At 69.1% G+C, this 10,540-nt stretch carries 10 protein-coding genes and 1 pseudogene; 5 read left to right on the plus strand and 6 right to left on the minus strand.

Annotated features, from left to right (window positions below; genetic code table 11):
* Positions 1–11: 11 nt before the first annotated feature.
* Entirely contained in the window at positions 12–251 is a 240-nt protein-coding gene (locus tag Amac_RS49475) for a hypothetical protein (protein WP_155361376.1), read from the minus strand.
* A 208-nt stretch (positions 252–459) separates the two neighbouring features.
* On the opposite strand from Amac_RS49475, the gene pgm reads away from it, so the two are divergent.
* From pgm to Amac_RS49495, 4 genes are all read left to right on the plus strand, one after another.
* The gene (gene pgm / locus Amac_RS49480) at positions 460–2,100 is read left to right on the plus strand and encodes a phosphoglucomutase (alpha-D-glucose-1,6-bisphosphate-dependent) (RefSeq protein WP_155361377.1); all 1,641 of its coding nucleotides are present in this window, start codon (positions 460–462) and stop codon (positions 2,098–2,100) included.
* A gap of 40 nt (positions 2,101–2,140) precedes the next feature.
* The gene (locus Amac_RS49485; RefSeq protein ID WP_155361378.1) at positions 2,141–3,130 is read left to right on the plus strand and encodes an acetylxylan esterase; all 990 of its coding nucleotides are present in this window, start codon (positions 2,141–2,143) and stop codon (positions 3,128–3,130) included.
* A 25-nt stretch (positions 3,131–3,155) separates the two neighbouring features.
* A complete protein-coding gene (locus Amac_RS49490) occupies positions 3,156–3,875 on the plus strand; it encodes an SDR family oxidoreductase (RefSeq protein ID WP_155361379.1) in 720 nt (239 codons plus the stop codon).
* Positions 3,876–3,965: 90 nt separating this feature from the next.
* Positions 3,966–5,060: an MFS transporter gene (locus Amac_RS49495; protein ID WP_344448850.1), complete on the plus strand. Its 1,095-nt coding sequence runs from the start codon at positions 3,966–3,968 to the stop codon at positions 5,058–5,060.
* Here Amac_RS49495 and Amac_RS49500 read toward each other — a convergent pair.
* From Amac_RS49500 to Amac_RS49520, 5 genes and pseudogenes are all read right to left on the minus strand, one after another.
* Positions 5,020–5,706 carry a class I SAM-dependent methyltransferase gene (locus tag Amac_RS49500; protein ID WP_155361381.1) on the minus strand — a complete coding sequence of 229 codons (687 nt, stop codon included), beginning with the start codon at positions 5,704–5,706 and terminating at the stop codon, positions 5,020–5,022. The genes Amac_RS49495 and Amac_RS49500 overlap by 41 nt on opposite strands.
* Positions 5,707–5,724: 18 nt before the next feature.
* Positions 5,725–6,231 (minus strand): GNAT family N-acetyltransferase, encoded by a 507-nt coding sequence (locus Amac_RS49505; protein WP_155361382.1) that lies wholly within the window; start codon positions 6,229–6,231, stop codon positions 5,725–5,727.
* A 593-nt stretch (positions 6,232–6,824) separates the two neighbouring features.
* Positions 6,825–6,992, minus strand: a pseudogene (locus Amac_RS58450) (TetR family transcriptional regulator); the annotation flags it as partial.
* A 60-nt stretch (positions 6,993–7,052) separates the two neighbouring features.
* Entirely contained in the window at positions 7,053–7,595 is a 543-nt protein-coding gene (locus Amac_RS49515; RefSeq protein ID WP_155361384.1) for a PIN domain-containing protein, read from the minus strand.
* A complete protein-coding gene (locus Amac_RS49520) occupies positions 7,592–8,893 on the minus strand; it encodes a helix-turn-helix domain-containing protein (RefSeq protein WP_307729859.1) in 1,302 nt (433 codons plus the stop codon). Before Amac_RS49520 ends, Amac_RS49515 begins: the two co-directional genes overlap by 4 nt.
* A 73-nt stretch (positions 8,894–8,966) precedes the next feature.
* Between Amac_RS49520 and Amac_RS49525 the strand changes: the two genes are divergently transcribed.
* Positions 8,967–10,409 (plus strand): MFS transporter, encoded by a 1,443-nt coding sequence (locus Amac_RS49525; RefSeq protein ID WP_155361386.1) that lies wholly within the window; start codon positions 8,967–8,969, stop codon positions 10,407–10,409.
* The last annotated feature ends 131 nt before the right edge of the window (positions 10,410–10,540 follow it).

Below are 10,540 nucleotides of genomic sequence, written 5' to 3' on the forward strand. Positions count from 1 at the left end.
GGTGATCTTGATCAGGGTGATGAGGACGGGGTGGTCACGGAGGTGGACCGCCATGGGGCCTGCTGCGGGATCAGCAGCAGGGCCACGACGACCGCGAGGCCGACCACGAACGTGGTCAGGATGCCCAGCAGGATGTAGAGGCTCTTGGGAACGTCCCGGCGCGGCGCCGGGGCGTAGGTGACGGGCAGGCGGGTGGCGGGAATGAACACCGTGCCGTGGTGGACTTCCTGCTCATGTTGTTGCTGTGACATTGCCTCGCCGATCGCTGAAGGGGAGCCTGGTAGGGCGGCACTCGAAGAGTTCAGTCAGATTGACGGTTCCCTGTCGTCATTGGTTTACCCCACTATTCCTAAGCGTGACACAACTGGATGAGCCGGACCAGTCGCCAACGATGATCGTGTGTTTGGCAGACTTGGCGTGTGTCCGGTCTGACCAGGAATCGTGGGAGTGTGAGCAGCCATGGTGCATGAGCGAGCGGGACAGCCCGCCCAGCCGTCCGACCTCGCCGACATCGCCCGGCTCGTCACCGCGTACTACGCGCTGCACCCCGATCCGGGCCAGCCGGGACAGCGGGTCGCGTTCGGCACCTCGGGGCATCGGGGTTCGGCGCTGAACACCGCGTTCAACGAGGACCACATCCTCGCCACCAGCCAGGCCATCTGTGAGTACCGGGCCGCGCGGGGCGTGGACGGGCCGCTCTATCTGGGTGCCGACACGCACGCGCTGTCCGAGCCCGCCCAGGTGTCGGCGCTGGAGGTTTTCGCCGCCAACGGCGTCCGGGTGCTGATCGACAGCAGGGACGGCTACACGCCGACGCCCGCCGTGTCGCACGCCATCCTCACCTACAACCGGGGCAGGACCACCGGGCTGGCCGACGGCGTCGTGGTGACCCCCTCGCACAACCCGCCCGTGGACGGCGGCTTCAAGTACAACCCGCCGGACGGCGGACCGGCCGGGTCCGAGGCCACCTCCTGGATCCAGGATCGGGCCAACGTGCTCATCGCGGGCGGGTTGAAGGAGGTGGACCGCATTCCGTACGAGCGGGCGTTGCGCGCCGACACGACCGGGCGGCACGACTTCCTCGCCGCGTACGTGGCGGATCTCGGCTCGGTCGTGGACCTGAACGCGATCAGGAACGCCGGGGTGCGGATCGGGGCCGACCCGCTGGGCGGCGCGAGCGTGGCCTACTGGGGGGAGATCGCCGACCGGCACCGGCTCGACCTCACCGTGGTCAACCCGCTGGTCGACCCGGCCTGGCGGTTCATGACGCTGGACTGGGACGGCAAGATCCGGATGGACTGCTCCTCGCCCTACGCGATGGCGTCCCTGATCGCGAACCGGAACGCGTACGACCTGTCCACCGGCAACGACGCCGACAGCGACCGGCACGGCATCGTCACCCCCGACGGCGGCCTGATGAACCCCAACCACTACCTCGCCGTCGCCATCTCCTACCTGTACGGCAACCGCCCCGGCTGGAGCGCCGGCACCGGCGTCGGCAAGACCATGGTCAGCAGCAGCATGATCGACCGCGTCGTGGCGGGCCTCGGCCGCCGCCTGGTCGAGGTGCCCGTCGGCTTCAAATGGTTCGTCCCCGGCCTGCTCGACGGCTCGATCGGCTTCGGCGGCGAGGAGAGCGCGGGCGCGTCGTTCCTGCGCAAGGACGGCTCGGTGTGGACCACCGACAAGGACGGCCTGATCCTGGCCCTGCTCGCGGCCGAGATCACCGCCGTCACCGGCGCCACCCCGAGCGTGATCTACCAGGGCCTGGCCTCCCGCTACGGCGACCCCGCCTACGCCCGGGTGGACGCCCCCGCCACCCGCGAGGAGAAGGCCGTGCTGGCGGGGCTGTCGGCCGGGCAGGTGACCGCCGACACGCTGGCGGGCGAGCCGATCGTGGAGGTGCTCACCGCGGCCCCCGGCAACGGCGCCCCGCTCGGCGGCCTCAAGGTCGTCACCGAGTCCGCCTGGTTCGCCGCCCGGCCGTCCGGCACCGAGGACGTCTACAAGATCTACGCTGAATCTTTCCTCGGCCCCGGCCATCTGGCCCAGGTCCAGGAGGAGGCCCGCACCGTGGTGTCGGCGGCGCTGGGCAGCTGACCATTGACCTTTCCCGGGGGGCGGCTGAGAGGATGCCGTCATGCCGCTCTTTGATCTTCCGGTCGCCGACCTGCGCCGTTACACCCCCGCCGTCGCGGAGCCGGCGGACTTCGACGACTTCTGGTCCGCCACCCTGGCCGAGACGCGGGGGCACGCCCTCGCGCCGGTCTTCGAACCCGTGGACATCGGGCTTGAGCTCGTCGAGGTGTTCGACGTGACGTTCGCGGGCTGGGCGGGGGAGCCGGTGCGCGGCTGGTTCCTGGTGCCGGCCGGGCGTCCGGGGCCGCTGCCGTGCGTGGTGCAGTTCCAGGGGTACGGGGGCGGGCGCGGCCTGCCGCACCAGTGGCTCTACTGGGCGAACGCCGGATACGCGCACCTGTTCATGGACACCCGCGGGCAGGGGAGCGGCTGGTCGGTCGGGCACACGCCGGATCCGGCCGGATCGGCGCCGGCGCATCCCGGGTTCATGACGCGGGGGATCGAGGATCCGGAGACGTATTACTACCGGCGGGTGTTCGCGGACGCGGTCCGGGCGGTGGAGGCGGCGCGCGCGCATCCGCGGGTGGATCCGGAGCGGGTGGCCGTGACCGGGGTGAGCCAGGGCGGCGGCATCACGATCGCGGTGTCCGGGCTGGTGCCGGATGTGGCCGCGGCCATGCCGGACGTGCCGTTCCTGTGCGACTTCCGGCGCGCCATCGAGATCACCCCCAAAGACCCTTATCCCGAAATAGTGCGATATTTGACTGTTCAGCGGGACAAGGTGGAGGCGGTGATGCGGACGTTGTCGTACTTCGACGGGGTGTCCTTCGCGCGGCGGGCCGCCGCGCCCGCGCTGTTCTCGGTGGGGTTGATGGACATGGTCTGCCCGCCGTCCACCGTCTACGCGGCCTTCAACTCCTACGCGGGGGCCGACAAGAGCATCGTCGAATACCCCTTCAACGACCATGAGGGCGGCGGTGCTTTCCAGGAGCGCGAACAGCTGAACTGGCTGCGGGCCAGGAAACCCTCGGAAGGGACGTCGGCTTCGTGAACACCGCGACCGGCGAGGTGCCGCTGTGATCGCGCTCATCACCGGCGGCGCCAACGGCATCGGCGCGGCCGTGGCGCGGCGGCTGGCCGCCGACGGCGCGAAGATCGTCCTCGCCGACGTGGACGACGCGGCCGGCCAGGAGCTCGCCGCCGACATCGGCGCGTTGTACGTGCGCTGCGACGTCTCCGCGCTCGCCGACAACGAGGCGGCCGTCGCCGCCGCCCTGTCCACCTACGGGGGCCTTGATCTGGCCTTTCTCAACGCGGGCGTGACCTCGGGCTGCGGTCTGGGGGAGGACTTCGACCTGGCGAAGTACCGCCGCGCGATGGGCGTCAACCTGGACGGGGTCGTGTTCGGCGTGCACGCGGCGCTGCCCGCGCTGACCGCGTCCGGCGGGACGATCGTGGCCACGGCCAGCATGGCGGGGATCGTCGGGGTGGAAGCCGATCCGATCTACGCGGCCAACAAGCACGCCGTGGTCGGCCTGGTGCGGTCGCTGGCCGGGCAGCTGGCTCCGGCCGGGGTCCGGGTGCAGGCGTTGTGCCCGTCGTTCGCCGACACCGCGATCATCGGCGAGCACCGGGCGCTGCTGTCGGAGCTGGGCTTTCCGATCCTCCCCGTGTCCGACGTCGTCGAGACGTTCCTGCGGGTGCTCGAAAGCGACGGAACCGGGGAGTGCTGGTTCGTGGTGCCGGGGCGGGAGAGCGCTCCATTCCAGTTTCGGGGCGTGCCGGGGCCACGCTAGGGTGAGGGCATGACGTGGCGACATTGATCCTCACCTGAGGCACGGTTCACGCGCAGGCTCTACGCCTACGCGTTTTTTGAGGACTTCGTCCTGCTCTACCCGGTGTATGCGGTCCTGTTCACCGACGCCGGGTTGTCGCCCGCGCAGATCTCCTCGCTGTTCGCCATCTGGTCGGTGACGGCGTTCGCGCTGGAGATCCCCTCCGGCGTGTGGGCCGACGTGTTCTCCCGCCGGACCATGCTGATCGCCGCACCCGTGCTGACCGGCGCCGGTTTCGCGCTGTGGACCTTCTTCCCGGGGTACGCCGCCTTCGCGATCGGCTTCGTGCTCTGGGGCGCGGGCACGGCCGCCTCCTCCGGCACCCTGCAGGCCCTGGTCTACGAGGAACTCGTCAAGCTGGACGCCGAGGACTCCTACGCGAAGGTCATCGGCCGCCAGGACGCCATCGGCAACGGCGGGGGAGCGATCGCCACCGCGCTGGCCGCCCCGGTCCTGGCCGCCGGCGGCTACCTCGCCGTCGGCGTCGCCAGCGTGGCCGCCTGCCTGATCGCCGCCGCCCTGGCCAGGACGCTGCCGGAATCCCGTACCCAGCCGGAGGATCGCGAGAGTTACGCCGCCGTCCTGCGGTCGGGCCTGGGCGAGGTGCGCGCCTCGCCCAGGCTCCGGCACAGCCTGATCCTGGTCGCGGTCATCATGGGCGTCACCGCCCTCGACGAGTACCTCCCGCTGCTGGCCGCGGCCACCGGCGTCGGCGCCGCCGGAGTGCCCTGGCTGATGCTGATGCTGTTCGCCACGGCCACCGCGGGCGGCTGGCTCGCTGGCCAGGGCGCCCGCTGGACCGCCCTCGGCGTGGCCACCGCCGCCCTGCTGCTCGCCGCCGGCGCCGCCTGGCGCACGCCGCTGGGGTTCGCTCTGGTCGCCGCCGCGTACGGCATCGTGGAATGGGCCACCGCCGCGCTGGAGGCCGACCTGCAGGACGACCTCACCGACCGCTCCCGGGCCACGGTCACCTCCATGTCCGGCCTGGGCGCGGAGGTGTTCGCCGTGCTGGCCTTCGCCGGGTACGCCCTGGGCTCGGTGTGGGCGCAACCATGGCTGCTGTTCACGCTGGCGGCGGTGCCGTACCTGCTGATCGCGGCGGCCGTCAGGCGGGGACCGCGCGGACCCAGCCGCGATCGGGAGTGAGGAAACCCGAGATGGTCAGCCCCGCCGCGTTCAGCGACTCCTCCAGGAAGTCGTCCTCCAGGCGCTTGCTGAGGTAGTAGTGGGTCCAGGTGCGGTCGCCCAGCGTGTAGCGCATGGTCATGCCGAGCAGGCCGGGTCCCGGGCGCTGGATGTCGGTCACCGCGACCGTGTGGCCCTCGCCGGCGACCCGTTCCGTCAGGGTGACCGTGTCGTACCATTCCGGCGGCTGCCGCTGCAGGATCACGCTCCCGCCGTCGGCCACGTGCCGCCGGCAGGTGCGCAGGAACGCGGCGCGCAGGTCGTCGTCGGCCGTCTCGATCACGTACGACATCAGCAGCACGACGTCGAAGACCTCGGCGAGGGCGAGACCCTGGATCGAGGACACGACCGTCGTGGCCCCTGTGATATGTCCCAGCATCTCCGGCGATTCGTCCACCGCGACCACCTCGTGGCCGAGCGCCAGCAGCCCGTGCGTCACCCGCCCGGTGCCCGCGCCCAGCTCCAGGATCCGGGCCCCGGCGGGCACCGCGCCGTGGATCAGCTCGGGTTCGCCGCGCGGCTTGAGGGTCGCGTAGTAGTCGACGGCGCAGCCGTCCGGCGTGATGGTTCCCGGCCCGGTGCCGTGATACAGGGGTCCTGTTGTCATACGGCCATCCTGCCCCGGTTAAGGGCGGATCGCGGAGAACAAGATCTGATCGTGCCAGCGGCCGCCCCGCCACTGGGCGCGGCGCAGCGTGCCCTCCCGGGTGAAGCCCGCCTTCTCCAGCGCGCGCTGCTCGGCGAAGTTGCCCGCGTCGGTGAAGGACTGCACGCGCTCGGCCCTGGTGTGCGCGAACAGGTAGGCGACGAGCTGCCGCTGCGCCTCCGACCCGGCGCCCTTGCCGCGGAAGTCGGCGAAGACGCAGATGCCGATGGTCCAGCACCAGGAGGTCGCGTCCGGGCCCCAGGAGTTCATCCACCAGGCCACCCACCCGGCCTGCTGCCCGTCGGCCTCGATCGTGAGACGCCCGGAATCATGCCCGAGCAGGCCGTTCTCGGCGAACTCCCGGCGCAGGCCATGCGAGCTCCGGTGCCCGAACCACTGGAACTCCCCGGTGCCCTCCGGAGTGGTGCGTTCCCGGTCGAAGATGTCCAGATCGCTCACCCTGACCGGCCGAAGCGTGACCTCCATCGATCGCCCTCTCTGTGTTGGCGTTCAGCCTGTGTCTTCCCTCGTCTCTCCGGTCACCGCACTCCCCGCGTCCCTCAGCCCGGACGCGGGCGCGCCTTCACGGGTCGGCGGTACAGAATAAGGCGTCAAGGGTCGGCGCGCGTCAGGTAGGTGCCGAAACCGGTCTCCAGGAGATCGAAGCCCACGTTGGCGGTGGCGACGGCGTCGGGGTAGACGTCGTCGGCCGCCTCCCCGGCGACGAGCCTGCGGGTGTTCATCACCTGCAGGCGACGCCAGAGGGCGGTCAGCTGACTGGCCACGATGGGCGCGCGCGGGTCGCCCGGAGCCTCAGCCTCCAGCAGCTGGGCCAGCCGCTCCTCGGCGAAGACCTGGATCATGTACAGCCGGGACATCAGGGACGGGGTGTTCCGGACGAGATACAGCAGGTCCTGGAGCATCTGGCCGTCATCGAGACCGGTGTCGGGACTGCGCCGCTCCAGGCGTTCCAGGAACGCCCGGCGGGAGGCGGCGACGATCGACTCACCGGGCCGCCGTTCCCCGAGGATCTCGGCGGCGTCCGCGTTCATCTGCTCTTCCATGGGGGCGAGCACGAGGTCTTCCTTGGTCGGGAAGTAGTTGAAGACGGTCATCTTGGAGACCTGGGCGGCCGCGGCCACCTCGGCGACGGACACGGCGTCGAACCCCCGCTCCAGAAACAGCGCAAGCGCCGCCTCATGGATGGCATGCCTGGTCTGGAGCTTCTTCTGTTCACGCAGGCCCATGCCGCGAGCCTATCAACGGGTCTAAATATTGACTCGATCTAAGTTTGAGGACCGCTCTTGTCATGGACAAATCGCACGGTGATCCGCGGGAACGCGGACGCCCCGGTCGTTGTCGGCCATCGCCTGGAGGAGGACGTAGGCATCGGGGCAACCGATCTCGCCGTAGGAGTGACATTCGGAGAGCACGCCAGGGGTGTCGATTACCGTGATTCCACGTCGATGGGCAAAATCCGCAGCGGGGCGGTCATCGGTGACGAAGAACCCTCCGGGTTCGACTTTTTCGAGGTAGTAGATTATTTCGGCCTCACCGAGGTGTTGGAGTTGCTGGACGGAATTGCCGCCAAGGCCACGGCGGATAAATTCAATCGAGCTTAGAGTCGCCGGGTCTCCACTTATCTCGATTGGGTCGCCGAGCCATTCCGCGTCCAGAATCCTTTGCAGCCGCGGCTCCGCTCGGATTCCGCGCTGGACCTCGAAGCGGACCGTCTCGGTCCAGCGGATGCGGGCGCCGTAGTGCGCCTTCAAAAGGTCAAGGCGGTCGACGACTGCGAAGTTCTGGAGGGTGTTGGCGTCGAAGAAGGCATCTCCTGCCTTGGCGTTCACAGGATCATGTCCGGGTCGGTCGTGGGGGAGAGCTCTTCGAGTAGCAGGTAGGGGTCCACGTCGAGCAGCGTGGACAGGGGTCTGATGCTGATCTGGCCCGCGACGTAGGCCTCCATAGTGCGGAACAGGAGGTTGCCGGGGGCTCTTCGGTAGTTTCTCGTCTGGAGGTCGGTGGATCGGCCCTGGCGGAGCGAGATCTGGCTCGATGACATCGAGCGGATGCGGTCTCTGGTTTCGGCGGAGATGAGATCGCGATTGTGCAGCCTGTAGGCGAGGGCATCGAGGCTGACCGCGTAGCGCGTGAGCAAGTCCGCGACGTTGGCCTCGGAGATATAGCCCTTTGGGACCGATGTCCGCAGTGAACGCTCGGGCATGAGGAACGCGGCGGCGAAAGCGTTGGCTCGCTGCTCGCCGGGAGATTTTCCGCCCAGGACGTTCTCGTCGATCCTGAGTTGCGACGCGTCCCCGGCGACGAGGTGACCGAGTTCGTGGGCGAGGGTGAACCGCTGGCGGGTGGCGGACGATTTGCTGTTCACCAGTGCGAGCTTGAATTGACCGCACGAGATGCTCAGGCCGTCCAGGCCGGGCTCCAGCGGAATGAACGCGATATCGATGCCCAGTTCTGATTCGAGGAGCTTGGCGAAGTTGAAGATCTCGTACGGGAGGTCCTCCTCGGGCAGCCCGATCTTCTCCCGTAGCCAGTTCGCGAGTCGTTCTCCCTGGACGTAGGGCGGCTCATCGCCTACGGCGCCCGCGATGTCGGTCGCGGGGGATTCATAGCCCAGGTCGGACAGCAGCCGATTCAGATCGAGAATCTCGTCGACCTGGCGAAGTGCGGACTCCATGACCGGATTGGCACCCGTTTGACGCCGGGCGGCGAGTGTCACCTCCGGCACGGGATCGTTGGCCAGCAGATCTTGCGTCCGAACGTCCAGCGCCTCGGCGATCAGAGCTAGCTCCAGGGATTTGAAGTCCCGCTTCCCGGAGAGCGCCTTCGACAGAGCGGTTGGATCGAGGTTCACCCGCTGCGCCAGCTCTTGCTGTGTCATTCCTTTTCTGGCTACGGCGTCACGGATGCGTCCGGCGAGAGTCTCACGAGTAGGCGCCACACGTCGGAGTCTAGTCGAGCTTGCGAAAATCGCAAGCTTGATTCGTTTATCGCAAGTCCTCGAACTTCTCGGCAAGGTATTGCCGCTTGGAGACCTGGCGGCGGCGACTTCGGCAACGGAGACGGAGGCGAACCCCCGGTTCAGGGAAGCGCGCCGCCTTGTGCCTGGTCTGGAGCTTCTCTTGTTCACGCGGGCCCATGTGTGGGCGTAACAACGGATCTAAATATTGACTCAATATAAACTTTGACTCAGTCTATGTACTATGACTGAGACGCAGAAGAGACTTGCGATGGCGGGGTGCCTGCTCACGCTGGTGCTGGCCATCCTCGATCAGAACATCGTGTCCACCGCGGCCTGGTCGATCGTCAGCGATCTCGACCCGGCGCACGGCATCGAGCGCCTGCCCTGGCTGGTCACCGCGTATGCGCTGGCCGCCACGGTCGCCCTCCCGCTGTACGGGAAACTCTGCGACGTGTACGGCAGCAAGCTCGTCTACATGGGCGCGGTCGCGCTGTTCCTGGCCGGATCCGTGCTGTGCGGGGTGGCGGGGGACATGACCTGGCTCATCGCCGCCCGCGCGGTGCAGGGCCTGGGTGGCGGCGGATTGATGAGCGTCACGCTGGTGGTGTTCGCGCATCTCGTCCCGGCCGAGCAGCGGGCCAGCGCGGGCGGCGCCGGCGGCGTGATGGCCGGTCTCGGCCTGGTGGCGGGTCCGCTGCTGGGCGGGCTGCTGGCCGATCACTTCGGCTGGCGGTGGATCTTCCTGGCCAACCTGCCGCTCGGGCTGCTCGTCCTGCTGTCGGCGACCACGCTGCGCCTGTCCGACGGCGGCCTCCGCCACCGCATCGACTACCCGGGCGCGGCGATCTTCGCGGCGGCCGCGTCGGGCCTGCTCCTGGTCACCGAGTGGGGCGGCGACGAGCACGCCTGGACCTCGCCCACGATCCTGGCCCTCGGCGCGGCCACGCTGGCACTCGCGGTCGCCTTCGTCCGGCGCGAGTTCACCACCGCCGAACCGATCGTGCCGCTCGACCTGTTCCGCCACCCGGTCATGCGGATCACCGTGCCGGTGCAGTTCCTGAGCAGCTTCGCGATGATCGGCTCGATCCTGTTCGCCATCATCTACCTGCGGGCCGCCCGGGACGTGCCCGCCGCCGAGTCCGGCCTCTACCTGATCCCGATGGCCGCCGGAATGGCCCTGACCGGCCTGATCTCCGGCCGCGCGATCGCCAGGGGAGCGGCGCCGCGCACCTTCCTCCTGGCCGGGCTTGGCTTCTCCACCCTGGCCATGATCCTGCTCGGCTTCCTGCGCCAGGACACCTCGCTTTGGCTCCTCGACCTCGACCTGGCCCTGCTCGGCGCGGGCTTCGGCCAGGTCCTCGGCATCATCATCCTGCTCGTCCAGAACTCCGTCCCCCTCAACCGCCTCGGCGTGGCCACCACCACCATCCGCTTCGTCCAGACCCTCGGCATCTCCCTGGGCTCCGCCGTCTTCGGCATCATCCTCGACCGCGTCACCACCGCCCACCTCCCCCCAGGCCTCACCCCCGCCCAGTCCCCCACCGCCATCGTCACCGGCATCAACGCCGTCTTCTTCACCGCCGCCGCGACCATGCTCGCCGCCCTCGCCCTCACCGCGTACGGCCACGCCGGCCGCAACCCCGCCCCCGAGATCACGGAGACCCGGTCCGGAGGAGCCGAGTAGGCCGGACTCGCGGGCGCGAATGTTGGGGTGGGTGTCCGCTGGTACCGGACTTCTGCCCAGAGGGAGCCGGGGAGGCCGGACTTGCGGGCGCGAATGTTGGGGTGGGTGTCCGCTGGTACCGGACTTCTGCC

It is taken from the genome of Acrocarpospora macrocephala (assembly GCF_009687865.1).
Lineage (GTDB): Bacteria > Actinomycetota > Actinomycetes > Streptosporangiales > Streptosporangiaceae > Acrocarpospora > Acrocarpospora macrocephala.

Bases quoted from the DNA above. Each gene is read 5' to 3' on its own strand.
- Amac_RS49475 (WP_155361376.1), bottom strand. From the start codon at position 251: ATGTCACAGCAACAACATGAGCAGGAAGTCCACCACGGCACGGTGTTC.
- pgm (WP_155361377.1), top strand. From the start codon at position 460: ATGGTGCATGAGCGAGCGGGACAGCCCGCCCAGCCGTCCGACCTCGCC.
- Amac_RS49485 (WP_155361378.1), top strand. From the start codon at position 2,141: ATGCCGCTCTTTGATCTTCCGGTCGCCGACCTGCGCCGTTACACCCCC.
- Amac_RS49500 (WP_155361381.1), bottom strand. From the start codon at position 5,706: ATGACAACAGGACCCCTGTATCACGGCACCGGGCCGGGAACCATCACG.
- Amac_RS49505 (WP_155361382.1), bottom strand. From the start codon at position 6,231: ATGGAGGTCACGCTTCGGCCGGTCAGGGTGAGCGATCTGGACATCTTC.
- Amac_RS49525 (WP_155361386.1), top strand. From the start codon at position 8,967: ATGACTGAGACGCAGAAGAGACTTGCGATGGCGGGGTGCCTGCTCACG.